Origin of the sequence: Kitasatospora sp. NPDC002965, assembly GCF_040611255.1 — a bacterium.
Lineage (GTDB): Bacteria > Actinomycetota > Actinomycetes > Streptomycetales > Streptomycetaceae > Kitasatospora.
This window is the reverse complement of sequence record NZ_JBEXNT010000039.1, coordinates 1-23666: the sequence shown is the minus strand read 5'-3', so window position 1 is coordinate 23666 and position 23666 is coordinate 1. Positions and strand designations below refer to the sequence as shown.

25 protein-coding genes are annotated in these 23666 nt (G+C 70.6%); 15 read left to right on the top strand and 10 right to left on the bottom strand.

The genetic code is table 11. The features are described 5' to 3' along the window. The first annotated feature begins 48 nt into the window (after positions 1-48). The 5 genes from ABZY91_RS17710 (at position 49) to ABZY91_RS17690 (ending at position 5064) form a co-directional block, all read left to right on the top strand. Positions 49-1368 (top strand): UDP-glucose/GDP-mannose dehydrogenase family protein, encoded by a 1320-nt coding sequence (locus ABZY91_RS17710; RefSeq protein ID WP_355403348.1) that lies wholly within the window; start codon positions 49-51, stop codon positions 1366-1368. A 322-nt stretch (positions 1369-1690) separates the two neighbouring features. Beyond that, the gene (locus ABZY91_RS17705) at positions 1691-2443 is read left to right on the top strand and encodes a hypothetical protein (RefSeq protein ID WP_355403346.1); all 753 of its coding nucleotides are present in this window, start codon (positions 1691-1693) and stop codon (positions 2441-2443) included. A 5-nt stretch (positions 2444-2448) separates the two neighbouring features. Continuing rightward, positions 2449-3279, top strand: a complete 831-nt coding sequence (locus tag ABZY91_RS17700) for a PIG-L family deacetylase (protein WP_355403344.1) — start codon at positions 2449-2451, stop codon at positions 3277-3279. Between the two features lie 507 nt (positions 3280-3786). Then, complete coding sequence (locus tag ABZY91_RS17695) at positions 3787-4023, top strand: hypothetical protein (protein WP_355403343.1); 237 nt, start codon at positions 3787-3789, stop codon at positions 4021-4023. Positions 4024-4299: 276 nt separating this feature from the next. After that, positions 4300-5064, top strand: coding sequence for a hypothetical protein (locus ABZY91_RS17690; RefSeq protein WP_355403341.1), 765 nt, complete (start codon positions 4300-4302; stop codon positions 5062-5064). Positions 5065-5318: 254 nt separating this feature from the next. On the opposite strand, the gene ABZY91_RS17685 is transcribed toward ABZY91_RS17690, so the two are convergent. Beyond that, the gene (locus ABZY91_RS17685) at positions 5319-6077 is read right to left on the bottom strand and encodes a DeoR/GlpR family DNA-binding transcription regulator (RefSeq protein WP_355403339.1); all 759 of its coding nucleotides are present in this window, start codon (positions 6075-6077) and stop codon (positions 5319-5321) included. A gap of 48 nt (positions 6078-6125) precedes the next feature. Here ABZY91_RS17685 and ABZY91_RS17680 point away from each other — a divergent pair, with 48 nt between their 5' ends. Both ABZY91_RS17680 and ABZY91_RS17675 read left to right on the top strand, forming a co-directional pair. Continuing rightward, positions 6126-6509: a DUF4406 domain-containing protein gene (locus tag ABZY91_RS17680; RefSeq protein ID WP_355403337.1), complete on the top strand. Its 384-nt coding sequence runs from the start codon at positions 6126-6128 to the stop codon at positions 6507-6509. Further along, positions 6506-7183 carry an NUDIX domain-containing protein gene (locus tag ABZY91_RS17675; protein WP_355403335.1) on the top strand — a complete coding sequence of 226 codons (678 nt, stop codon included), beginning with the start codon at positions 6506-6508 and terminating at the stop codon, positions 7181-7183. The genes ABZY91_RS17680 and ABZY91_RS17675 overlap by 4 nt, the downstream gene beginning before the upstream one ends. 196 nt (positions 7184-7379) lie before the next feature. Here the strand turns inward: ABZY91_RS17675 and ABZY91_RS17670 are convergent, their stop codons facing one another. After that, entirely contained in the window at positions 7380-7769 is a 390-nt protein-coding gene (locus tag ABZY91_RS17670; protein WP_355403333.1) for a roadblock/LC7 domain-containing protein, read from the bottom strand. Between the two features lie 169 nt (positions 7770-7938). After that, entirely contained in the window at positions 7939-9102 is a 1164-nt protein-coding gene (locus ABZY91_RS17665; RefSeq protein ID WP_355403331.1) for a heparin lyase I family protein, read from the bottom strand. 542 nt (positions 9103-9644) lie between these two features. On the opposite strand from ABZY91_RS17665, the gene ABZY91_RS17660 reads away from it, so the two are divergent. The 4 genes from ABZY91_RS17660 to ABZY91_RS17645 all read left to right on the top strand — a co-directional run bounded on the left by ABZY91_RS17660 (position 9645) and on the right by ABZY91_RS17645 (position 14280). Then, positions 9645-10379 (top strand): hypothetical protein, encoded by a 735-nt coding sequence (locus tag ABZY91_RS17660; protein WP_355403329.1) that lies wholly within the window; start codon positions 9645-9647, stop codon positions 10377-10379. 745 nt (positions 10380-11124) lie between these two features. Further along, entirely contained in the window at positions 11125-12423 is a 1299-nt protein-coding gene (locus ABZY91_RS17655) for a Mu transposase C-terminal domain-containing protein (RefSeq protein WP_355403327.1), read from the top strand. A gap of 373 nt (positions 12424-12796) precedes the next feature. Next, complete coding sequence (locus ABZY91_RS17650) at positions 12797-12997, top strand: hypothetical protein (protein ID WP_355403325.1); 201 nt, start codon at positions 12797-12799, stop codon at positions 12995-12997. Positions 12998-13041: 44 nt separating this feature from the next. Further along, on the top strand, positions 13042-14280 hold the full coding sequence (locus ABZY91_RS17645; RefSeq protein ID WP_355403323.1) for a hypothetical protein: 1239 nt from the start codon (positions 13042-13044) through the stop codon (positions 14278-14280). Between the two features lie 37 nt (positions 14281-14317). Here ABZY91_RS17645 and ABZY91_RS17640 read toward each other — a convergent pair whose 3' ends face one another. From ABZY91_RS17640 to ABZY91_RS17630, 3 genes are all read right to left on the bottom strand, one after another. Further along, positions 14318-14926 (bottom strand): Fic family protein, encoded by a 609-nt coding sequence (locus ABZY91_RS17640; protein ID WP_355403321.1) that lies wholly within the window; start codon positions 14924-14926, stop codon positions 14318-14320. Continuing rightward, a complete protein-coding gene (locus tag ABZY91_RS17635; RefSeq protein WP_355403319.1) occupies positions 14913-15611 on the bottom strand; it encodes a hypothetical protein in 699 nt (232 codons plus the stop codon). Before ABZY91_RS17635 ends, ABZY91_RS17640 begins: the two co-directional genes overlap by 14 nt. 520 nt (positions 15612-16131) lie before the next feature. Continuing rightward, a complete protein-coding gene (locus ABZY91_RS17630) occupies positions 16132-16953 on the bottom strand; it encodes a type II CAAX endopeptidase family protein (protein WP_355403317.1) in 822 nt (273 codons plus the stop codon). Between the two features lie 445 nt (positions 16954-17398). Between ABZY91_RS17630 and ABZY91_RS17625 the strand changes: the two genes are divergently transcribed. The 3 genes from ABZY91_RS17625 to ABZY91_RS17615 all read left to right on the top strand — a co-directional run bounded on the left by ABZY91_RS17625 (position 17399) and on the right by ABZY91_RS17615 (position 19020). Next, on the top strand, positions 17399-17821 hold the full coding sequence (locus ABZY91_RS17625; protein WP_355403315.1) for a tail fiber domain-containing protein: 423 nt from the start codon (positions 17399-17401) through the stop codon (positions 17819-17821). Between the two features lie 93 nt (positions 17822-17914). Next, complete coding sequence (locus ABZY91_RS17620; protein ID WP_355403313.1) at positions 17915-18040, top strand: hypothetical protein; 126 nt, start codon at positions 17915-17917, stop codon at positions 18038-18040. Between the two features lie 152 nt (positions 18041-18192). Next, on the top strand, positions 18193-19020 hold the full coding sequence (locus ABZY91_RS17615) for a serine protease (RefSeq protein ID WP_355403311.1): 828 nt from the start codon (positions 18193-18195) through the stop codon (positions 19018-19020). Positions 19021-19049: 29 nt separating this feature from the next. Here ABZY91_RS17615 and ABZY91_RS17610 read toward each other — a convergent pair whose 3' ends face one another. Beyond that, positions 19050-19226 (bottom strand): hypothetical protein, encoded by a 177-nt coding sequence (locus ABZY91_RS17610; RefSeq protein ID WP_355403309.1) that lies wholly within the window; start codon positions 19224-19226, stop codon positions 19050-19052. Positions 19227-19529: 303 nt separating this feature from the next. Further along, a complete protein-coding gene (locus ABZY91_RS17605; RefSeq protein ID WP_355403307.1) occupies positions 19530-20756 on the bottom strand; it encodes an MFS transporter in 1227 nt (408 codons plus the stop codon). A gap of 346 nt (positions 20757-21102) precedes the next feature. Here ABZY91_RS17605 and ABZY91_RS17600 point away from each other — a divergent pair, with 346 nt between their 5' ends. After that, positions 21103-21297, top strand: a complete 195-nt coding sequence (locus tag ABZY91_RS17600) for a hypothetical protein (RefSeq protein ID WP_355403305.1) — start codon at positions 21103-21105, stop codon at positions 21295-21297. Positions 21298-21376: 79 nt separating this feature from the next. On the opposite strand, the gene ABZY91_RS17595 is transcribed toward ABZY91_RS17600, so the two are convergent. Together ABZY91_RS17595 and ABZY91_RS17590 are read right to left on the bottom strand one after the other, a co-directional pair. Beyond that, a complete protein-coding gene (locus ABZY91_RS17595) occupies positions 21377-21808 on the bottom strand; it encodes a peptidase inhibitor family I36 protein (RefSeq protein WP_329883489.1) in 432 nt (143 codons plus the stop codon). 344 nt (positions 21809-22152) lie between these two features. Then, the gene (locus ABZY91_RS17590; protein ID WP_355403303.1) at positions 22153-23337 is read right to left on the bottom strand and encodes a hypothetical protein; all 1185 of its coding nucleotides are present in this window, start codon (positions 23335-23337) and stop codon (positions 22153-22155) included. Positions 23338-23666 lie beyond the last annotated feature (329 nt).

Sequence of the window (23666 nt, the reverse complement as noted above, 5' to 3'; positions counted from 1 at the left end):
TCGGGGGCGCCGGCCGGGCGGCCCCACCCCTTCCGGAAGGACACGTTCGTGAAGCTCACCGTCATCGGCTGCGGCTACCTCGGCGCGACCCACGCCGCAGCCATGGCCGAACTCGGCCACCAGGTCCTCGGCATGGACATCGACCCCGACAAGGTCGTCTCCCTCAACGCCGGCCGGGCCCCGTTCTTCGAACGCGACCTGGACGACCTCCTGGCCAAGCACACCGCCACCGGGCAGCTGCGGTTCACCACGTCCTACGCGGAGACCGCCGCCTTCGCCGACTTGCACTTCATCGGCGTCGGCACCCCGCAGAAGCCCGGAGAGATGGCCTACGACCTCAGCCACCTCTTCTCGGCCGTCCGCCGGCTCGCCCCCCGCCTGACCGGCCCCGCCGTGATCGTCGGCAAGTGCACCATCCCGGTCGGCACCGCCCCCCAGGTGATCGACATCCTGCGCGAGTTCGCCCCGGCCGGTGACCAGGTCGACGTCTGCTGGAACCCCGAGTTCCTGCGCGAGTCCTACGCGGTCGAGGACACCCTCCACCCCGACCGGATCGTCCTCGGCTTCACCGGCCAGGGCACGCGCGCGGAGTCAGTGATCCGCCAGGCCTACGGCAAGATCATCGAGTCCGGAACCCCGGTCATCGTCACCGACCTGGCCACCGCCGAGCTGGTGAAGTCCGCCGCGAACGCCTTCCTCGCCACCAAGATTTCCTTCATCAACGCCATGGCCGAGGTCTGCGAGACCTCCGGCGCCGACGTCCAGCTGTTGGCCGAGGCCCTCGGCCACGATGCCCGGATCGGCCGCCGCGGCATGCGGCCCGGACTCGGGTTCGGCGGCGGCTGCCTGCCCAAGGACATCCGCGGCTTCATGGCCCGCGCCGGCGAACTCGGAGCCGACCAGGCCCTGACCTTCCTGCGCGAGGTCGACGCGATCAACAACCGTCGCCGCGAGCGCATGATCGACCTCGCCCGCGAACAGTGCGGCGGCGTCATCAACGGCAAGAACATCGCCGTCTGGGGCGCCGCCTTCAAGCCCGACACCGACGACATCCGCGACTCCCCGGCCCTCGCCGTCGCGCAGAAACTGCACCAACTCGGCGCGACCGTCACCGTCTTCGACCCCAAGGCTCTGGACAACGCCCGCAAGGCCCACCCACAGCTCGAATTCACCGACCATCCGCTCGGCGCCGTCTGCGACGCCGACCTGCTGCTTCACCTGACCGAGTGGCCCGAGTTCGCACGCCTTGACCCCAAGGCCGTCGCCGCCCGCGTCGCCGTTCCCCGCGTCATCGACGGCCGCAGCACCCTCGACCCCGACCGCTGGCGGGCCGCCGGCTGGACCTACCGCGCCCTCGGTCGCCCCTGACTCCAGGGCCTCCGCGGGCGGTCACGAAGCGTCGGGCCGCCCCTCCTTCGGGAGGGGCGGCCCGACGTAAATCACAGGCCAGTCGAACCGCGCTTGGGAAACCCAGCAGCAAAGCACGGCAGGGACGCCTAGCGCCGCCGAAATGCTGCTGCATCTCCCCGAGTTGACGGGCCCGCCGAGGACGTGAGGCTAGTAGTCGGCCACGAGGACGGGTGTCCTACTGAGGCTTTCAGGAAGTCCCACAGAACCTGCCGGCGCCCGTGGGCCTCGCGGGCAGCGGCTCAGGCCGCGGGGAGCGGAACCGGAGGCCTTCGAAAGCCTCATGTTCACAGTGCTGGACTCCTGGGGTCTGCCGACGGACAGCATCATCGTCAGCGCACGGCAGCGCGAAACCCTGCTCAGGAACACGCCCGACGTCATTCTCGAAGAGATGAGCGATGAAGCGAGGTCGAAGGCCCCCTGTCTCGCCAAGATGATCATGGCGGGCTCGGTCGGACTCTTCGACGCCGCGTTGAACTACCTCTGGATCGAGACGATCAACCGCCTTCGCGATCACGTTGCCGCGTTCGACGTCGGCTACTTCTTCGACCTGGCCGAGCTCGACCCGGCCCGCCGGAAGAATCTGAGCCGATCCGCCTCCGGACGTGGCGGACGCGGGGCGTGGGTGTCGTGGTTTTGCACGGTCGCTCCCTTCTGCCGCCGCGACGGCGACGACCCGTCGATGTGCGGAGCGGTAGGGGCGTGGCACCGGCGGGGAGGCCGGACGCCTTTCACGCCCCCCGCGCGGTGCCCGGAAGCCCGAAACCGAGCCTACCGAGCGGCGCGCCCGCGGTGTTGCCCGTGCGTGCACGGGCACGCGCGCAAGACGCAGAAACCGGCCGGCGCTCTGCGGGATCCGTCGTGCCTCGTGGGTGACGACCCACCAACCACCGGCGGCGGCTCGTGGCGCGAGCACACCGGAATAGGACTCGGCTCCCCCGTCGTTTCCAACAGTCGATTCAGGGACACGGTGAACCGTTCACTGTCAGACCCGTGCCGCACACTGAGGCCGAACACTCGGCAGACCGAAGGATGAGCCCCATGACCGACCGGCCCTTGACCCTCATGGCCGTGCACGCCCACCCCGACGACGAAGCCACCGGTACGGGAGGTGTGCTCGCCCGCTACGCGGCCGAGGGCATCCGGACGGTGCTGGTCACCTGTACCGACGGCGCCTGCGGAGACGGACCGGGAGGAGTCAAGCCCGGCGAGGCGGGACACGACCCGGCCGCCGTCGCCGCGATGCGCCGTCAGGAGCTGGAGGCCAGCTGCGAGGTCCTCAAGGTCAGCCACCTCGAAATGCTCGACTACGGGGACTCCGGGATGATGGGCTGGGCCGCCAACGACGCGCCCGGCTCGTTCTGGACGACACCGGTGGACGAGGCGGCCGCCCGCCTCGCCGACCTGGTGCGGAAGTACCGGCCCGACGTGGTCGTGACCTACGACGAGAACGGCTTCTACGGCCACCCCGACCACATCCAGGCCAACCGCATCACGTCGAGGGCGCTGGAGCTGGCCGGCACGGCGCCGAAGGTGTACTGGACGACGGCCCCGCGTTCGATGATGGCGCGGTTCGGGGAGGTCATGCGCGAGCTCGGCGGGGAATGGGAGGAGCCGGGCTCCGAGGAGTCGGAGATGCCCGAGATCGGCCTCCCCGACGAGGAGATCACCACCTGGGTGGACACCACCGGGTTCGGAGGCCAGAAGTTCGACGCGCTGGCCGCGCACGCCAGCCAGGGCGAGAACATCTTCTTCCTGAAGATGGGCAAGGAGAAGTTCACCCAGCTGATGGGTGTCGAGACCTTCCTCCGCGTCCACGACACCACCGGCGCGGAGCTCCCCGAGAACGACCTCTTCGCCGGCCTGCGCTGAGCCGCCCCGCCCGGCGGAGCCCTCCAGACCCCGGCGGGACCCTCCAGACCCCGGCGGCGCCCCGCGACACCGGGTGGTGTCCACAGCAGCACCGACCCGGCGGCGGTGGCGATCCGTTCCGCCGGCTGCGCCGGGTCGGTGCTGCTGGATCCTTCTCGCTGAGCTGCGACCAGCGAGCGCACGAGGACACCGCTCCCGGCCGGCAGCCCTGAGAACCGCCCCACACCTCGACCTCACCCCCGGGGCGTCACCGCCCCGGCCGGTGCACCGTGGTCCACGGAGAGCCGTCACTGGCGGACTGTCATCTTCCGGACAGTGCAAAAACTGTCCGGAAGATGATCGTCAGCCCGCCAGGCAAGCCCGTGACCTGCACCGTCACAGAAACACCACACTGCTTCCGGTCGGAATTGGTCTCTACCATTGCCTCGCCGACACATTCGGAGGAGGCTCCTCGGCGAAGCGCAGGGGCACGGAACCCCGGCGCTCACCAATGGGAGGAAGACCACCATGTCGCTTCGCAAGGCATTCTCCACCGCGGCCGTGGCCGGGATCGTGGCCGGCGGCGCCCTCATCGCCGCCCCGACCGCCCAGGCGGCCACCTACACCTACATCGGCATCTACCCGACCGCCGCCTCCTGCCACGCGGCCGGCCAGGCCTACGTGAACAACCACCAGGCCGTCGTCTACTTCTGTGACACCACCACCGAGACCGGCCCGGCGCGGCTCTCCGTGGTCCTCTACTGAGCCGCAGGAACGCACTGACGGTGGGCCGCACGGCCGGCGGCCCACCGTCGTTCGACGTGGTGGAGAAGGGATTCGAACCCCCTGCGACCGATCGTTTCAGGATGAGGTGCGGAGTCGTCGCAGGGTTCGTCTGCCCCGCCCCGGCGCCCCTGCCGGGTGACATTCGGCCAATCCCCCCACAACCGGCGCGGCGAGCCGTAGATTACTGCAACGACTGACGGCTGAGACGGTGGGAGTGTTGTGGGAATCGAGAGCGCCTTCGCTACGGAAAACGGTGTGGGATCGACGATCGCCCTGCTTGAGGAGCGACTGCCCGCCGTGTTGGAACGGCGTCGCCGAGCGGAGGAGGACATCGCAGCCGCCGTGCGGGAAGAGGAGGCCATCACCAAGGCACTTGAGGGGTTGCGCCTTCTGGCCGGAACGCCACTCGGCGGGCAACGAGAGCCGCTCGCCGACGAGTTGACCCATGGCCCGGCCGAGGCCGCGGCTGACGGCCACGACAATGCGGCGACGGCGGACACCCCGGAGGCGGAACCCACCCCGGTCCCCGCGGCCCAGCCGGTCCCGCCGATCCCTGCGGCCCGGACCCCGAGGAAGGCCGCCGTCCGGAAGCCGGCCGTCCCGAAGGCTGCGGCCGCACCCGTGCAGGAGGCCAAGGCCTCCGTCCCCCGCGCGAAGAAGATCGCGAAGAAGGTGGCGAAGGACACCGGGCCCGCCGCGGCAAAGCGGGCGTCCACGGCCACGCCCGCAGCGCCCAAGAAGGCGGCGCCCGCCGGCCGGACAACCGCCGAACCGGCCGAGCCCACGGCGGCCGGGCGGCGCCAGGAGGTCGAAGCGGACAGCGTCCTGACGGTGCTGGCCCAGGCCGCGGAGCCCCTGCGAGCCCGCGAGGTGACCGAACGGCTGGGCCTGGACACCCTTCAGGGGAACATCAACACCATCCGCACCAAGCTGGAACGCCTCGCCAAGGCCGGTCGCGCGCAGCGCCCCGGACGCGGCCTGTACACCGTGGTGCCCGCCCGGAGCGAGACCGCGGGCTGAGGTTCCGGAAGCGGCCCGCTGCCCGAACCCCGTCGGGGTCGGTGCGTAAGACCGGTCCCGGCGCGGGCGGCGGGCTCGGTGCGCGCTCCGTTTCACCGGCCGCCGGCCGCAGGCCTTTTGCGCCTGCGGCCGGGCCGTACCCGCCGGGGAGAGGCGTCACCTCCCACACCCCACTCGACCGGCCGCAGGCCCACTCCGTGCCCGCTCCGCATACTGCGCCTGCCGACGGCTACCGCAGTCGAACGTCGTGGCCGTCAGCCGGCCGCCAGGATCTCCACTCCGCGCGCTCTGAGTTGCTCGACGACCGTGTCGTGGGGGTCGGCGTCGGTGATCAGGCCGCTGACCTTCTTCCAGGGCAGGACGCGGAACCGCGAAGCCGTGCCGATCTTCTCGGAGGAGGCCAGGATGTAGGTGTCCGCGGCCCGCGCGGCCAGGGCGCGCTTCATCGCGGCCTCATCGGCGTCCGCGGTGGTCAGTCCCGCTTCGGGGTGCACACCGGTGACACCGAGCAGGCACAGGTCTGCGGAGACGTTCTGCGCGGCCTCGACCGCGGCGGCGCCGCAGGTGACGGCCGAGTGCTTGAAGACGCGCCCCCCGATCAGGAAGAGCTCCGCCTGCGGGTGGTCGAGCAGGGCCGCGGCGATCGTCGGGCTGTGCGTGATCACGGTGCAGACGAGATCACGCGGGAGCGCGTGGGCGACGGCGAGGGCGGTGGTGCCGCCGTCGAGGATCAGCGTGCTGCCCGGTCGTACCAGAGCGGCAGCCGCCGCGGCGACCTTCCGCTTGCCGTCCGGGGCCACGCTCTGCCGGGCGGCGTAGTCGACCACCGCCGGCGAAGCGGGCAGGGCGCCGCCGTAGACCCGCTGACAGAGTCCCTCGGCGGCGAGGTCGCGCAGGTCGCGCCGCACGCTGTCCTCGGAGATGCCCAGTTGGGCGGAGACCTCCTTGGCGACGACCTTGCCCTCGCGGGCGAGCAGACCGAGCAGGTGGTCGCGCCGTTCAGCAGCCAGCATCCGCATTCTCTCCTGTTCTTGCACGTTTCTGCATGTAGTGTAGCGCCCATGACCGACAAGCCCATGCTCATCCTCATCGCCGGCCCCTACCGATCCGGCACCGACGGCGACCCGCAGGCCATGGCCGCCAACCTCGCCCGCCTCGAAGCCGCCGCCTGGCCCGTCTTCGCCGCCGGCCACCTCCCCGCGATCGGCGAGTGGATCGCCCTGCCCGTCCTGCACTCCGCTGGCGCGGGCCCCACCGACCCCCTCGCCGACCAGGTCCTCTACCCCACGGCCGAGCGCCTCCTCGCCCGTTGCGACGCCGTACTGCGCCTGCCCGGCGACTCCACCGGAGCGGACCAGGACGTCGCCATCGCCCGCCGACGCGGCCTCCCCATCTACCACGACGTGGCCGAGATCCCCCGCCTCACCCCGCAGGAGACCGCGTGACCGGCCGCCCGGGTATCGACACCCCCGACCACCGCGGCCGCACCGGCCTCGACCGGGCCGGACACGGTCTGGACCGCAACCCCGACATCCTGGTCCGCGACGTCGAGCTCACCTCCCGGGGCTGGCACGTCCTACGCCGCACCACCTTCGACTACCGCCGCCGCGACGGACGCTGGGAGACCCAGCAGCGCGAGACCTACGACCGCGGCAACGGCGCCGTCGTCCTGCCCTACGACACCGAACGCGGTCGCGTCCTGCTCACCCGCCAGTTCCGCTACCCCGCCTACGTCAACGACCACCCGGACGGCATGCTCGTCGAAGCCGCCGCAGGACTGCTCGACGCGGACGACCCGCCCACCGCCGTCCGACGCGAGAGCGCCGAGGAACTGGGCGTCACCCTCGGCCCGCTCACCCACGTCCTCGACGCCTACATGAGCCCCGGATCCGTCACCGAACGCCTCCACTTCTTCGCCGCCCCCTACACCCCGGCCGCCCGGACCGGGAGCGGCGGCGGACTCGAGGAGGACGGCGAGGACATCGAGGTCCTCGAACTGCCCTTCGCCGAGGCCCTCGCCATGACCCGCGACGGACGCATCGCCGACGGGAAGACCATCCTGCTCCTGCAATGGGCAGCACTCGACGGGCCCTTCGCCCCCGCCGCGGGCGGCCGCTGACCTTCCCTGCCCGCTGACCTTCCCTGCCCGGTGGCCCGGAACCGAACCGGACACCCGCAGTGCTGTCCTGGCCGATCCGCGGTGCCGTGCGACTACCTGCCTGCCGGGTCAGGGTCCCCGTCGTGCCGCGCGCGAGTGGTCCGGCAGCGGCGTCCGCCGCCCCGGACAGCCACGCTCCACCGGCCCGGGCCGCGTCTCAGGGCACGGGGACCACCCCGAGCAGCTCGCCCAGTCGGCGAAGCGTGGTGGGCGAGCCCTGGTACAGGGTGGCGAGGTCGAGGCCCTCGTCGCCCATGACCGTCAGCAAGGCCTGCTCGCCGATCGCCATCACCACCACGTAGCCACCGTGGCAGCGGGTGACGATGTCGCACAGGCCGCCCACGCCCGCCTCGGCCGCGGCGTGCCGGCCGAGGCCGAGCATGGCCGCCGACAGTGCCGCGGCCGACTCGGGGTGGACGGTCTCCGTGTCGGCGGCCACCAGGAGGCCGTCCGCCGTGGAGATGAGGCTCTCCGAGACGCCCGTGACCTCGTCGCGGAGCGCCTTCAGTTCGTCGACCAGCACGGCGGTCGGTATCTGTCTGCTCATTTCGTGCTCTTCTCTGTCGACCGGCTCGCTCGGTGCGGCGAGCGTTCGATGGGCCGGCGGAAGCGGCCTGCGCTTCCTCGGACCGGCCGGGCGGCCGGTCGGGTCGGGAGGCAGGCTGCCTGCGGTCCGGCACCTGGCAGGATTGCCCGTCGGACGGGCGGCCCTTGTGTCAGGGCAGGGTCCGGGCGTGCTGAGCCCGGCGCCGGGCGCTGCTCCTGCGGAGGCGGTGGGTGAGGACGAGCCCGGCGGCCAGCAGCGCGCCACCCGTGGCGAGGACGAACGACGAGGGGGCGGAGGAGCGCGCCACCGCCGGACGGCGTGCGTCATCGTCCGTGCCGGTGTCCGCCTCCATCGGTACGTCCTCCATGACCGCGGGGGCGGAGGAGGGCGCCACCGCTGCGGTAGCGGCGGCGGAAACCCGCGCCGCCGACGGCGCGGGCGTCGGTGCCGCTGCGGAGGGCCGGGCCGGCGGGGGCGGCGTCACGGCTTTCGCGGACGTGCCGGAGGGTGGCGCGGCGGGCGCGGCGGGCGCCGGGGAGGTGGGGGACGGTACGGCGGCGGAGGACGGTGCGGCGGCCGTCGGGTTTCCCGTGCCCGGCGGGATCGGGGTGATGGAGATGTCGTCGTAGTAGAGCACCACCGGCGGCAACCCGCTGCCCACGTGCCCCTTGGAAGCCTGCCAGTTCGGTCGGTACATGCCGATCTTGTGGTACGGGGCGGTTTCCTTCTCGAAGTTGTTTCTCCCCTGGTGGGAACCCACCTCGGCGCCGTCCAGCCTGGCGAGGACGGAGCCGGGCGTGGTCGGGGTGGACCAGGTGATGTCGATCGTCCACCGGTTCCAGCGGCCGAGCCGCACGGGACCGAGGTCGTACTGGGCTCCGCTCACGGTGACGAACAGAATCCACCGGTCCGCCCTGACCATGAGGACGATCGGCGGCCCGGTGGCCGCTCCGCCGTGCCACTGGGACACGAAGGTCCCGTACCTGTAGGGGATCCAGTCATTCGGCAGGTAGTTGGAGAAGGAGTAACGGTAACTGCCGTACGGCAGGTGACTGGTGGCGATCTCGGCGCGGAAGGAGTTCCCGTCGTCGGCCAGGGTGAACCGGCCGGCCCTGCCGGTGCCAGGGCCGGGCGCCGCCACGACGCCCACCGTACCGTTGCCGGCAATCCCCTTGCGGGGCCACATGCCGGTGTCGCCGGACTCGAACCCGTCGCTGAAGGGAACGGTGGTGGCCGCCGCAGCGGCGGCGGGGCCGACGGACGCGGCTCCCACCGCCACCGCGGCGGCCAGGAGCGCGCCGACCCGACGGCCGTGGCTGTGATGCTGGAACATGAACCATCCTGGCGTGGAGGAGCGACGGCGGACCTCTCGCCGATGCCGTGGTCCACGGCAAGGGTCTTGAGGGAGGTACCGGCCCTCCTGCGTGTGCCGAGCGCGACGGGAGCCGGTTGCAAGTTACCGAGTCCCGCACTGCTTCTCCGTCCTGGTCCGACATCCACTCGTTACGGAAGCCGGGAGGCCGTCTCCGGGGTGAGAACGGGCTCGGCCGACGCAGCCGGCGGCATCCATCCGCCGCACTTCCGACCACGGAGGGCGCGCCGTCCTTCCCCGGCCCGGCACGGCACGGCCCAGCTCAAGGAGGCCCGGAATGTCGTCCGCGCGAACCGGGAGGAGGCCGTTCCAACGAATCCAACCGGACAACACTTCGTCCCCGACGAGTCGGCCGGGGAAAGGTTCGGGCGATCCCGTCGGGCCGGAATATCCACAACTTCGCTACAACGACGACGGGTTACTCACCCGGCCGGGCACTTCCCTGGAATCATTCCCGAAGGGCATCGGGGAGGTGCTCGTGGACGCGATCGATGGGGGTTGCGATGAACGCTCGGATCAGGGACACGAAACCGCCGGCCCGGCCCCGGTCCCGGCCCCCGGGAGCGGTCGCCCGCGCACTGACGCAGGGCCTGTTCCTTCTGGCAGGACTGGCCGCCACGGTTCTCGGCTTCGGCTGGTTCGTCGACGCCAACGACGCGGCGAGCGCCTACCGCAATGCCCCAATCTGCGGCACGGCCGAACACACGCCCGGCACGGACTGCGCACAGCGCGCGAGTGGCAGGGTGACGGCCAGGTACGCCGCCACCAGCGGCGACTCGACCATCTACACGCTGACCGTGGCGCGCGAGACGGCCGTACCCGACGAGGCTCCCAGGCACAGCTACACGGTCGACTCGGCCTTCTACAACGCCACGAAGGCCGGCGCGGACGTGGACCTGACGGTCTTCCGAGGGCGGGTCGCCGAGGTCTCCTACGAGGGGCACCGCGCCCAGAACGCGGGCACGCCCTGGCTGATCTCCCTCGAGATCGCCCTCCTGGCCGCCCTGGGATCGGCACTCACCGCCCACGGACTGACCTGGTCACGCACCGGCGCGCAAGCGACCCCCTTCTACATCGCTATGGCCGTCTTCGTCGCCGCCATGGCGTTGTTCGGCTGCCTCACCCTCATCTCGTCCCAGCTGCCCCTCGCCGCCACCCTGGCCGTTCCCGTGCTCGGCTGGCTCCTCATGACCGCCTCCATCACCACGATCACCTGGCGCCCCCGGCCGGCCGGCTGACGCCCCTTCCCGGGGCGGGGTGTCCGCCTGCCGCCCGGTGCCCGTTTCTGAACCCGCACTGCCTGTCCAGGGCCTTGCCAGCGATCTCGACGGGATGGAGCCGTTCGGTTCTCCGTCACAGTGACGGAGAACCGAACGGCCCTTCGCGCAAGGGCCGCGGACCGAGAGGGAAGGTCGGTGGTTGTCCCGTCTCACGCAGCGTTGTCGTTGTCTCAGGTGACCTTGTTGGATTCGCAGCTGGTCTCACGCTCCGTTGCCGCCTCCAGTCGACGAGAAGTCTGGCGTCTCAGATGACGTTGCCGCTCAGGCAGCCCTGTCTCTGTGCACGTTGTCGTTGATCTTGCGGTGTCTCACGTTCCGTTCCCCCTCAAGAGCGGTTTGAGCCCGCTTCGGGCTCTGACAGCCGCTTGCCTGTGGCTTCCTCGGATCAGTACGGATACGTCTCGTTGCAGTGGGTGGGCTGATGGATGTCGTAGTGGCCGAGCCAGCTGAGTTCGACGTCGCGTACTCGATGAGGGACTGGTACGTCGTCGCGAATCGCTCGCGGCGTGCTGGACGTTGGGCTTCGAGAAGCTGCGGCCGGTTCGGCCGGTCAAGTCCTACCCGGGGCAGGGGTCGGTGACGCGGGACTACTGGGCGGCCACGACGGGCGGTCAGGTGTCGTGCGAGTCGCAGTTGGAGCGGCACCACGCGATGCTGCTGGACTTCGATCCACAGGTGACGGGCCTGCCGGCCGGGCGAACTCATGGAGATCGACTCAACCCCGTTCGACGTGCTGGTGCGGCTCGACAACGGCGAGGTGGACCGTGTCGAGCTGACCGGCTTGGTCGACATCGCGACGCGGACCATCGCCGCCGCAGTGCTGCGGCCGACCACGAAGTCGGTGGACGCCGCACTGCTGCTGGCCCGCGCGGTGACGCCGGCGCCGATGCGGCCCGGCTGGCCGCAGGCCCTGCGGATGGAGTACTCGGCGCTGCCCTATCAGCGGCTGCTGTCGGTCGACGAGCGGCTGCGGCACGCGGCCGCGGTCCCGCTGATCATCCCGGAGGCCATCGTGGTCGACGGCGGCAAAGCGTTCTTGTCGAAGAACTTCCACGCCGCCTGCAATGCGTTCGGCACCGAGGTGATCCACGCCCCGCCCCGCACCCCGACCCACAAGCCCCACATCGAGCGAACACTTGGCTCGGCCGCCTCCCTGTTCGCCCAGTTCCTCACCGGCTACACCGGCCGCTCGGCCGAGCACCGCGGACGGAAGGTGGAGGACGAGCCTCTGTGGTCTCTGCACCAGCTCCAGGAACTGCTGCAGGAATGGATCACCTTGTGGCAGAACCGGCCGCACGACTCGCTGCGCGACCCGCTCGCCCCGGGGCGGGCGTTCACCCCGAACGAGAAGTACGCGACCTTGGTGGAGACGGGCGGCTACCTGCCGCTGCCGCTGAGCGCCGAGGACTACCTGGAACTGCTGCCGACGCGCTGGCAGGCCGTCAACTCCTACGGCATCAAGATCCGCCACCGCATCTACGACTGCGACGAACTGGTCGCCCTTCGGCGGCAGAAGTCCGGGATCGCCGAGCACAAGAACCGCTGGGAAGTCCGCCACGACCCCTACGACATCCGGCTCGTCTGGCTCCGCGATCACCACGAGGGCCGCTGGATCACCGTCCCCTGGCGACTCCTGTCGCGGACAGCCACACCGTTCGGCGAGCTGGCCTGGGACCACGCCGCCCGGGACTTGCGCGCGCAAGGGCAGCCGACCACCGAGGACGCGATCGCGGATGCGGTCGACGACCTGTTGGAACGCGCGGGCGCGGGGCCAGACGAGGACAAGCCCGCCCGACGCCGCCGCGGCGGGGGCCGCAGTTCTAAGGTCGCCGCCCGCACCCAGGCCACCAGCGGCGAACCCGCCTGCCCCAGACCCGAACGTCCTCCCCGGCCTGCCGCACTGCCGCAGCCCGCAGCCGAGGAGGCCGACGACGAGGCCATCGCCGACGTTGTCCCGCTCAGAGTTTTCGATGCACGCAGGGAGGCCAAGAAATGGTGGTGAAACCCTACGAGTTCGGGCTGCCGGAGGACCGGCGGATGCCCACAACGACGCTGGAGGGCTGGCGCCGTTTCGTGGACGAGGACCCGATCGCATTCCTCCTGCTGTCCGAGGACGAGTGGAAGGACCTGCCTCCGCGGGCCCGTGACAAGTACGACGAAGGCCGGGTGAACTACCACTCCGAGCTGATCATCGTGGAGACCCCGACCATCCGCGAGGTCCTTCACCAGGGCCGGCTGCTGACCTTGGTGAACCGGCGGGAGATCAGTGCCCGCCGTGGGCTGATCGTCTCCGGGCTCTGGGTAACGGGCAAATCCACCGCCATCAAGCAACTCGGTCGGGCCCACGAAATGCGAGTACGCGAAAGATCGCGGCGATGGAGGGCTCCCTGCGGCTGCACCATCACGAGCCCGGCAGCCTGGTCCGGCCGGCGAAGTATCTCCACACCCGCACCGGCGGCAGCATCAGCAGCCTGTCCCATCTCGTCCGCGCGGGCGCTATCAGCGCGATCGCCGACGGCAGCGAACGGATCACTCGCCGCCTGCTGGACTCCGTCCCGGTCGACCACAACACCTAGTCCGACAGCCCCGGCCCCGCCGGCGACGAGGCCGAAGACGCGGCATGATCCGGAACCTGCCGTCGCCGCACCTGCGGCGGCTCCCGCACACCGTCGCCCCGTTGCACCACGAAAGCTGGGGCTCCTACGTCAACCGGCTCGTCCTGGCGAATCGAATCACCCACCTTGAACTCCACGAACACATCAACGGCCAGCATCGAATCCACCCCGCTCCGCTGCCCCTGCTGGACGCCATCAGCAGCTTGTCCGGCCATCCTCGCGACCGGCTTCTGAAAGCCCTGCCCGACTTGCGAACCCCGGATCTCGCTCAACATCTGCCCGCGGCATGCCAGCCGCTCGACTGCGGCTGGCGGCTCCAGGCTGCCTGCACACTCTGTCTGGCCAGCAAGGGCGTCTTCACCGAAGCCCGGTGTTGGATCACCCAAAGCACCCGGCTCTGCCTCCGCCACGGCCGCTGGACTGACACCCACGGCCAGCAGATCGACATCCGTCCGCTTCCCGAGATCAGCCAGGCACAACACGACCACCACCGCCTGGTCCGTCAACACGGTTGGCAGACCGTGGAGATCGCCATGCGCGAGGCGAGCGACTGGTGCTCAAACTGGTGGAACGGCCGCAGGTTCCACCACCGCCGCGACCGCAGGGCACAAGCCCTCAGCGCCCCCGGATGTTCCCACTACCGCGACGACCCCCGGCTGATCGCCAGCGGCTACCCCAATATCGTCGCCCTTGCCGGCCTCCTGGCCTCGCCAACGCTCCGGAGCCTGCCCTTCACAGGCAACACCGGAGACTTCCGCCGGTTCATCAAGGAAGTCCGTGACCGAGTCGCCCTCGGCTACCGCTACGAAGGCGCCGGAGCCGCCGACCCACTCGTCCGCTGGATCGAGGAGGAACGCTACTACCGCACCCTGCCCGACCACCCGTGGCCGAAGCCGGACGAGCCCCGGGCGAACGGCTCAAAGAGGCCGAACGAACTTCCCCGCCGGGCCACCATGCTCACCTCGGACGACCGGAGCCGTTGCGCCAACTGCGGCAACGAACTGAAGGCCCGAAATTCGAGGACGCGGTTCTGCTCAACCGCATGCAGATCACGCAACTGGAGGCTCGAACAGCACCAGCGCGCACTCAGCAATCCCTCGTCCTCCATGCAAAAGGTGGAGTGCCCGGCATGCGGCGTCACCTGGACGAGCGGCAACGACCGACGTCAAGACGCTCGCTACTGCTCAGCCCGCTGTCGGCAAGCCGCCTACCGCCAGCGAACGGCGCTCCACGACGACTACTGAGGGGTCCGACACCTACAGCATCCTCACCCTGAAGACTTCAGCATCGGCGGCGGTTGAGCACGCCGATGAGAGTGGCCAGGTCAGCGACGCCCGCCGGGTCGTCCGCGTAGCGGATTGTTTGGAGAGGGCCGACCTCCGAAAGGACTATGTCCTCGCGGGCCAGGACGTGGACCAAGGCCAGCAGGGCCGAGCGGGCATTGCCGTCGGTGAAAGGATGGAAGAACGCCACGTCGAGGTACACGCGGGCCGCGCGGGCCGCTAGCGGGAGACCCTGGTCGGTCGCCTCGTGCAGGCAGGCGGCGAAGTCAGCCTGGGTCCGTGAGGTCAGGCCATAGCGCTCGCGGCCGGCCTTCGCATAGGCGTCCGCCGCACGGAATGGCGCCTCCACCCCGCCGAGGACCTCGCGCTGCCAGCTGGCCAGGAGGGCGAAGTCCAGCGGGGCGCGGCGTGCGGCATCGGCGCAGGCCAGAGTGTGGGCGGCGAGCAGGCGCTCGGCGCGGACAGCGTCGCGCTGGCGGACTGGCCCTTCACACCACGCCCGGAACCCATCGCGCGCAGTCAACCCCCGCCGCAGGGCGGGTGCTTGCTGCCAGTCGGTCTCGCGGCGCACGCGCAGCCAGGTCGAAAGACTGTCAATAGCGGTCATGGAGATCCTCCAGGGCCGCCCGCTCACGGTGGTCCCGATAGGGGGCATGGCCGGTCAGGCCGGTGGCGAGGTCCTCGCCGACAGATTCGATCAGCGTCCGTCCAGGGGCGACCCAGCTCTTGAACCGGCCGCCGATCGCGCTCTCCACCGCTTGCTCAGCCTCGGCCTGCCCCATGCCGGTGGTGGTGAGGAACCAGCGCAGGACCCGCGCGGCCTGCCCGTGCCAACCGCCTTCCGCTCCCGAGTCCAGCGCGAGTGTCACGAGCCGGACGCAGGCCCGCTCCAGATGCCAGCTGCGATCCTCGGGAGAGGCTTCTGGTGGCGGCGCCAGCTCCGCGAAGCGCTGAGCCATCCTCTCCAACCACTCCCGCCACTCCAACAGCGCGGCCACGACGCTTGCCGCAGTCTCATCAGGGGTCGTCACCGAGGTTGCCCCGGTGACCCAGCTGCCAATGGGCCCGCCGTACCGGTAGCACCAGTTCCATCCCTGAGCCCAGTTCCCGTACCGCTCCCGGATGATCGCGTCCACCTGGCTTGCACACCAGTACTCGCCCTCCCAGTGACCCCTCATGCCGGAGAGCACGGGTGGCACCCACTCGCGCACCAGCGCGCAAAGAAAGGCTTCCTCGTCGTCGTCCCAGGTGAACGGGTGACGGTCCGGGTCGAGACCCTCCCAGTGGTGCATGCCCGGATCAGGGGCTCGGGGCACGAGGTTCTCGGGGAAGGGCAAGGTGTCTCGGTTGTACGTCAGTGCTGGCCGCTCTTCCGTCCGCTGTGATGGGCTCATCAGTCTCGGCCCACAGACCCCGGGTTGGCGAACGATTTTCCGAGCCGGAACCAGTCCAGCACCCGACAAAACACCGAGAGTCGCAGCAACCGACAACGTCAACTGAGATACCCGCCGCGAAGTGCATCTGAGAGGCAACGGCATCTGAGACTTCCACCTGAACCCCTCTCACATGCCGTTGCATCCGCGCAGGTCACGGCCTTGCTCATGAGCAAGATCGAATGAGACGGGACAAGGTCGGTGGTTGACGCGGTCGGGGGTCTTGAGTTGGCAGGGGGTGACGAGCCACGCAAGCCGCCTTCAAGATCATCATGGCAATGTGGCCCTGCGGGCGGGGCGACATTGTCCGGCTTGCCCCGTGCGAACGGAAGATGCCCCCGCCCGGGTGGGCGGAGGCATCGCTGGTGGATTGGCTGCGTCAGTGCCCGACGGTGCGGTGGGCGGGCGGGGTGCCGGCCCCGGTGTGGACCGGTGGTTCGATGGTGCGGCGCTTGACGATCACCAGGACGATCAGGACGACCTGGAGGACGATCGGCAGGATCATCCCGGGGGAGGTCTTGGGGTCGGTGCCGACCGCGTTGGAGACGAGGCTGAAGTCCCACAGGCCATGGACCAGCATCGGCAGCAGGAGCACTCCGCCGACGCGCAGGCAGAGGTAGAAGAAGTAGCCGGAGGTGGAGACGATGACGGCCTGGAGGATGGCCTGGGCGCCTTCACCGAAGGCGTTGCTGACGTGGACGACGCCGAAGACAACCGAGGACCACAGGGCGACGTTGCCCTCGCTGAGGCCGGCGCGCTTGAAGACCTGGACGCCGATGCCGCGGAACATCAGTTCCTCGCCGATGCCCACCAGCGCGGTCATGGCGACCAGGGCGAGCACCAGAGAGGCTGGCTGGTCGGCGAGGTTGGGGTAGTTCACCGCCAGGACGGCGACCACCAGCATCGAGACGGGGACGAAGCGGACCCAGCGCCGCACCGGCACGCGGTAGTTCAGGACGCCGCCCCACCAGCCGAGCCAGGTCACCACGCCGGCGCCGAACAGGACCGACAGGCCGATGGGGATCACGCCGTTGCGGACCACGGACTCGGTGGTGGGGAACTGACTGTCGCCGCTGCCCCGGTCGACGCCGATCAGCGAGCCGAGGCCCTGGAGGATCGCGAGGTAGACGACGACCACGGCCAGGAACCAGGGCCAGGTGAGCGTGCGCCCGGCCGGGGCGGGGGGCGGCTGTGCGGACACGGGGCAACTCCTCAGGGGCAGGGGGGAAAGGTGCCCGAACGAGGACGGGCGGACAAATAATCCCATAGATAAGGAAAATCTATGAAGGTCTCCCAAAAGTAGCTAAACGGACAAGGCTCGATGAAGGGCCCAGGGTCCGGCGCCTTCGCGGTGACGGTCCGGCAGGCCGGGTCAGGGCCGCGCACCCTCGCGGGCGTGATCGAATGCGGCAGGCGCGGTCACTTTCGATCTTCCCCCGCGCACGGGCGGTCCGGGCTGATGGAATGACCGGCGACCGCTATCCCTTCGCGCACCGTGGAGTTCCCGTGAACTGGCTGGCCGACGTCCTGAAGATCGTCACCGCCCTCGAACCCATCGTCATCCCCCTGATCACGAGCAACCGTGACGTGAAGCACGACATCAAGCCGATCTCCTGACCCGCCCACCACGACGGACCGGAGGATCCGTGCGCTTCACCGCCCTGCTCCGGGGGATGGCCTCGACGTTCCTCGCGCCCCGGCCGCCCCGGACCGAACGGGAGCAGCCCCTCACCCGCGCGCAGATCCTCGCCCTCCTGGACGAGCTGCCCGTCAGTGAGTGGCGCTACGACTGGGATCCCGACACCCTGCACATCGGCCCGATGGCCCAGGACTGGCGGGCCGCCTTCGGCTACGGCCGCCGAGAGACCACCATCGACGTCGTCGACGCCAACGGCGTCCTGATCGCCGCCGTCCAGGAACTCTCCCTCCGCCTGCGCCACCTCGAACAGCAACACCCGGCACGGCCGGCCTGCCACTGCGCCCGCCCGACCGCGCCCGACCCCGATCCCGCAACCGCAACCGCAACCGCAACCGCAACCGCAACGTGCAGGAGCGTCCCGTGCCCCTGACCCAGGCGATCATCGGCCTGATCAACGCCCTCGGCCCCCTCATCACCCCGCTCTGACCACCCCACCGTCCGCGCCACCGGAAGGACCCCCCTCGTGAACACTGCCCGCCGCGCCGTGACAGTGGCCACCGCGCTCGCCCTGCTCGGCTCCACCGCGCTGCTGACCTTCGGGACCTCCGTCCCGGGGATCTTCCACATGGGCATCGGCATCGGCGCCTGACCCGGCACACCACCGGCACCACCGGCCGCGGACCGGCCGTTCCCGATGGTCGGGAACGGCCGGTTCGACGCTTGCGGGAGTGTGCCCGCGACCGGGAGGCTCCCCAGAAGCCGCACCCGCCCGGGGTGCGGGACAAGGTGAGGGGCGGGGCCATGACGCGAGGGCGGAGCCGGTACAGGCGGGCACTGGCGGCGGTGCTGGGGGTGATGCTGGCGGCGGCCGGCCTGCTCGTGGGCGCGGCGGGACCGGCGGCCGCAGTCGGCGGCCCGGCGGGTCCGGTTGCCGCGGTGGTCGGCGGGACGGACGCACCGGCGGGCGCCTACCCGTACCAGGTCTCGCTGCATTACCAGGCATCCGGAGGCTGGTACCACATCTGCGGCGGGTCGGTCATCGGCCAGCAGTGGGTGCTGACCGCCGCCCACTGCCTGGAAGGCCGGGCCGCCAGCCAAATCCGGGTGGCGGCCGGGTCGAACACCATCCTCCCCACCGGCACCCTCTACCCGGCGCAGGAGTACCGCCTGCACGAGAACTACAACGGCAACGCCGCCGGCAAGCCGAACGACATCGCCGTACTGAAGCTCGCCACCGCGATCACCTACACCCCACAGATCCAGCCGATCGCCCTGCCCCTGCTGCCCGACCTCCTCGGCGGCCCCGCGACACTCACCGGCTGGGGACAGCTCAGCGGCAGCGGCGACGGATCGAACACCCTCCAGCAGGCCACCGTCACCACCCTGACCCTGGGCGAGTGCCAACTGCGCTGGTACGGACAGAACATCAACCTCACCCACGTCTGCACCTACGACAAGGGCTCCGGCATCTCCGCCTGCATGGGCGACAGCGGCGGCCCGCTCGCCCAGAACGGCCGGCTGATCGGCATCGTCAGCTGGGGCGTCAGCACCTGCAGCGGCGCCTACCCCTCCGTGTACACCAACGTCGGCGCCTACCGGGCCTGGATCACCGCCAAGACCGGCATCTGACCGGACGCCGAGCGGCCACGCCGGGCACCTCAGGCGGCCGCTGCCGCGGGCAGGGCCATGGCGGCCCCGGCTTGGCGGCGCGCGAGCCGACCGGTCATCAGCGTGACCGCCGCCCGGTTGAGGTGGGCCTCGCTGTGTTCGGGCAGGCGCTCGTAGTCCCGCACGTTGCGGCGGGCCCGGATCATCCAGGACAGGGTGCGCTCCACCCCCACCGTCCACGACACCCCGCACACCGGACACACCGCCCGCCGGCCCTCCTGGATCGCCGCTACCCGCGCCCGCGAGCGCCGCACACCCCGCCAGTGCGCCGACCTGCACCGCCCCGAGCAGAACCTCGCTCGACCCGCGCCCCGACCACGAGCCGGTCACCGCACTGAAGACACCGCTGTACACCCGTCTCTCCCATCACCAGGCCAGGGTAGAGCCGCCCATCCGAGCCGAACTTGACGTGCAGGCTTCCTTCACAGGCACTCACCACGCGCCGAGGACACCCCGTCGTCGGGAGGCCGTCAGTCGATCCGGGCGACGCGGGCCGCGGCCACTGCCACCAGCAGTCCCAGACCGACACAGGCCGCGCAGACGAGGAACATCGTCTGGTACCCGGCGGCCCGGGCCACCAGCCCGAGGGCGCCGCTCCCGGCGGCGAGGCCCGCGGTGAAGCAGGCCCCGAAGGTGGACAGCGCCGTGGCGCGCTGGCGTTCACTGACCGAGCGCACCACGAACAGCCCCAGCACCGGGTAGATCTGCCACATGCCCACACCGATGAGGACACCGCCGATCACCCCCACGGCAAGGCCGTCCGCCACCCCGAGGAGCGCGATCCCCAGAGCCTCGACGAGGAACAGGCCGGCCAGTGCCACCGGTCGTGTGGCCTCCCAGCGGATCCAGGTGCCCGCCACCCGCAACAGCACCACGGTCAGGGAGTACGCGGTGACCACCGCCGCTCCCCCGGCGATGCCGAGGTCGTCGAACTTCGCGACCGCGAAGCTGGAGACGGCCGCGAAGCCGAACGCGGTGAAGATCAGCGCGACGCCGGGCAGCGCGGTGCCGAGCAGGGCCCGGCCCTTGTCGGTGCCGGTCCGCTCCGTCTTCGGCGGGAAGCGCACCTCGGGGACGCACAGGGCGATCGGGATGACGAGCAGGGCGATCAGCCCGGCGATCACGAACGCGGCCGCCGGGCCCACCAGGTGATCGATCAGGCTACCCAGCGGAGCGCCCAGGCCGATGGCCACGTAGTTGACGGTGCCGCCCAGCCCCAGCGCCCAGCTCTGCCGGTCCCTGGCGACCAGTTGCACCGGCCAGACCCCGGCCGCGGCCAGCATCACGCCCATGCCGACGCCCACCAGCATCCGCAGGCCGATCAGCTCGGAGATCGATCCGGCGAGCGGGTAGCAGACGGTGGCGAGCGTGGTCAGCACCGTTCCGCCGATGGTCAGGGCCCGGGTGCCGAGGCGGTTCATCAGCGCGCCCGACACCGGGCGGGACAGCAACGCGGTCAGCGCGTACCCGCTGATGACCGCGCCGACCTCCGCCGGACCACCGTGCAACCGACCCGTGACGTAGCCGGGCAGGACCGGGATGGTCAGCGCGAACGGCATGTAGCCGATCCCGTTCGCCAGCGCGATCAACAGCGCGTACCGCAAGGAGCGCTTGTCGGTGGTCTCGGTGCTCTCGGTCTCGGTCTCGGTCTCGGTCTCGGTCTCGGTCTCGGTCTCGGGTTCCAACTCGGTCCGCACAGATTCACTCCCTCATGTCCGGTCATGAGCCCAGGCGGTAGACGCGCTCGGAGCCTTCGACCTCCCCAAGTGGCGGTTGTCGTTCCGATCATGAGGGTTGGTGGTCGAACCGGACTCTCGATCGAGTGACTGTGGCGGGTTCCGGACCTGAAAGCACGGCCTCCTGACAACCCGAAGGGTATCTACGCCAACCAACGGTCCGGAAGGACCTGTCATCGCGTGCGTACGGCATCGCGGAGGACGTCGGTGTTTCCGGAACAGCGCCCGCGAGGGCTTCGGCGAACCCCTGCCCTGCGGCGACCGGTCGCCGCAGGGCAGCCTGGAACCGCGTCAGCTGGTGCTGCCGATGTCCGTCAGGGAAGGCGCCGTCGAGCCGATCCCCATCACCTCGATGCCCAGCGTGGTCCACCACACCCGTGACTCGCTGCGCAAGGCGGTCGTCGAAGCCACGGAAGCGGGCGTCGGCGGCGTGACGATTCTCGGGACTCCGGTCGAGTACGACGCGGAGGGGACCCGGGCCTCGACCCGGACGGCGTGCTGAACACGGCGCTGCGCGATGTGCGGGCCGAGGTGGGCGACGGCACGGTGATCATGCCCGACGTGCGCGTCGACGAGAGGTATCAGGCGCCGCAGGGAGTGTTGTTGATCCTCAGTGAGTGCGTGACGTCGTTGAGCTGGTACGAGCGCAGGTCGTGGATCGAGCCGCCCTCGCTCCCCACGCACACGTGCCGCCCGAAGTAGTTGTCCTTCTGGTAGACCCGTGCGGTCCGGCCGCTGTTGTTGATCACCGAGCTCCCCGCCCCTCGGATGTAGTCCGGCAGGTGCCGGACACTCCCGTCGACGGCGCGTTTGACGTACGGCTGGCCGACGAAGTCGATGTCCGGGTAGATGCACACGAACCCACGGGGACAGGCGATCTTGTCCCGGGGCCGCGCGACGGCCGCGCTGCTGCCGGAATCGGCCTGAGCGGGCGAGGTACCGGTCAGCACCGTGGCCAGGGCCACGGTCGCGCCGGCGACCGCCAACGTCGTACGGGCACATATGCTGCGCATGCGATGTTCCCTTCGTAGTTCTCCGTGCGAGGGGGTGATGACGCGTCGGGCCGAACGGGCGGCGGACCAGTGGCACACGGCACCGCGCTCGTCGGCAGATGCGGAGGGGCTACAGAGGGCCTGTCCAGCCGAATCGTTTCCGCATGCGGCCGACTGCGCGAGTTCACACGAAAGGGTTACCTACGAGGCTCTTTCCTCGAACACGGGGCCGACAGGCATCGGTCGGCCGCTCGATTCGGTCGAGAGAGGCGCAGCCATTCCCGACCCGGGAACCGGAGTCGGATGGTCGGTGGTCGGTGGTCGGTGGTCGACTACGGGAGCCGGACAGCCGACCCGGCCGGACGTCAGTCGCCCTCTCGCTCCACAGAGGTGCCGATCGCGAGCGAACCGGCGCCGATTCCGGGGAAGAGCCGGCCGACCTCCGACCCGTCGGCCCCCTCGACGTCGACCGTGCCCCGCACCCCCAGAGCGAGATGGGCGAAGCTCGGTGCCCACCGGGCCAGGACGGCCAGCGGCTCGCCCTCGCAGTCCGACCGCCCGATCCGCAGGTCGGGAAGGGTGAGGCTCTCCAGCTGAGGGAGGATCGGCGATTCGGCGAGCGCCGAGAACAGCTCGAACGAGGTCGCGTCGAACTCCGACCCGCCCAGGTCGAGGTGCTTCAGCGCCGGGAACCCCGCCGTGGTCAGCTCGTCGAGCTGCTCGACAGGACAGCACCCTCCGAAGACGTCGCACTCGGCCTCCACCACCAGCGACTCCACACCCCGCGTCGACCCGAGGTCGAAGTAGGCCCCGTCGCCGGTCGCGGGACCACGGACGCGAAGGCGCGTCAGGCCGTCGTGGAGGATCGAGCCGAAGAGGAACGCCCCCTGGAGTTCGAGGGTGCGCAGGGCGGGCAGCGAATCCCACGGAGCCGTCCGCACGAGCCCGTCGCCGTGGTAGTCCATGGGATCGATCCGGCCGCCCGTCGACGTCCTGCCGTCCTCGTAGAGGAACTCGAACCCGTATCCGAAGGACAGGTGCTCCAGCCGGGGGCGCGGAGCGCCGGCGAGCGAGCGGACGGAGTGCTCGGCGGAGTGGTGGTAGTCGGTCAGGCGCAGCTCCAGCACGCGCAGCCGGTGGGCCAGGGGGTGGGACAGCACCGCGTCGATCAGCGCCCCCTCCCAGCGCTCGGGGTCGGTGAGATCGACGGCCGCGGCCCACGGGTGGTCCGCCAACAGCCCCTCGACCAGCGCCCGACGCCCCGCCCCGGTGTCCTCGGCCAGGGCGAACCGCGCCTCGTCGAGGAAGCCCCGCCTCCAGGTGAACCGCCAGGAGCCGTCCGTGCGCAGCCCGTCGAGACCGAGCTGCCGTTCCACCTCCGCGTAGAGCCCGGCGAGCCGGGCCCGGTCCCCACCCTCGGCGTCGCACGCGTGCTCCAGACGGATCGCCGCTCCCCGCGGGTCGCCGGCCGCGGTCAGCACGTCCGCGTAGGCGAGCCACGCCTCCGCGTCGTCCGTCTCGGGAACATCCGCCACCACGAAAGAACGCACACCGGTCTCCAGATCCTCGCGGCGAGGTACGTGGGACAGGACCCGGACTCGCCATCGTCGCCAGCACCCTAGACGCAGCCACCGACAGACGAGCCGTCAGGGCCGTCGGCCTTCCGGCGCGGCCTCCGCGCGCACCGGCCGGGCGCGAACGGGACCGCCGCACCCGACCCGACCGCAGTGTCGGCGATGCCCCGCACCGGTCTGCCCGCACGCCCGTGGCGGCGCGACGGCAGCCCGGGCCCCGGGTAAACCCGGGGCGGGGGGCGAGGCGCCGGGGGTTCACCGGGGGGATTTGGTCGGGGACCCCCGTACGGGGCCGCGCACGCGGG

Coding starts and splice junctions, on each gene's coding strand:
- ABZY91_RS17705 (WP_355403346.1), top strand. CDS start 1,691: ATGTTCACAGTGCTGGACTCCTGGGGTCTGCCGACGGACAGCATCATC.
- ABZY91_RS17700 (WP_355403344.1), top strand. CDS start 2,449: ATGACCGACCGGCCCTTGACCCTCATGGCCGTGCACGCCCACCCCGAC.
- ABZY91_RS17695 (WP_355403343.1), top strand. CDS start 3,787: ATGTCGCTTCGCAAGGCATTCTCCACCGCGGCCGTGGCCGGGATCGTG.
- ABZY91_RS17685 (WP_355403339.1), bottom strand. CDS start 6,077: ATGCTGGCTGCTGAACGGCGCGACCACCTGCTCGGTCTGCTCGCCCGC.
- ABZY91_RS17680 (WP_355403337.1), top strand. CDS start 6,126: ATGACCGACAAGCCCATGCTCATCCTCATCGCCGGCCCCTACCGATCC.
- ABZY91_RS17670 (WP_355403333.1), bottom strand. CDS start 7,769: ATGAGCAGACAGATACCGACCGCCGTGCTGGTCGACGAACTGAAGGCG.
- ABZY91_RS17665 (WP_355403331.1), bottom strand. CDS start 9,102: ATGTTCCAGCATCACAGCCACGGCCGTCGGGTCGGCGCGCTCCTGGCC.
- ABZY91_RS17660 (WP_355403329.1), top strand. CDS start 9,645: ATGAACGCTCGGATCAGGGACACGAAACCGCCGGCCCGGCCCCGGTCC.
- ABZY91_RS17655 (WP_355403327.1), top strand. CDS start 11,125: ATGGAGATCGACTCAACCCCGTTCGACGTGCTGGTGCGGCTCGACAAC.
- ABZY91_RS17650 (WP_355403325.1), top strand. CDS start 12,797: ATGGAGGGCTCCCTGCGGCTGCACCATCACGAGCCCGGCAGCCTGGTC.
- ABZY91_RS17645 (WP_355403323.1), top strand. CDS start 13,042: ATGATCCGGAACCTGCCGTCGCCGCACCTGCGGCGGCTCCCGCACACC.
- ABZY91_RS17640 (WP_355403321.1), bottom strand. CDS start 14,926: ATGACCGCTATTGACAGTCTTTCGACCTGGCTGCGCGTGCGCCGCGAG.
- ABZY91_RS17635 (WP_355403319.1), bottom strand. CDS start 15,611: ATGCACCACTGGGAGGGTCTCGACCCGGACCGTCACCCGTTCACCTGG.
- ABZY91_RS17615 (WP_355403311.1), top strand. CDS start 18,193: ATGACGCGAGGGCGGAGCCGGTACAGGCGGGCACTGGCGGCGGTGCTG.
- ABZY91_RS17600 (WP_355403305.1), top strand. CDS start 21,103: ATGTCCGTCAGGGAAGGCGCCGTCGAGCCGATCCCCATCACCTCGATG.
- ABZY91_RS17595 (WP_329883489.1), bottom strand. CDS start 21,808: ATGCGCAGCATATGTGCCCGTACGACGTTGGCGGTCGCCGGCGCGACC.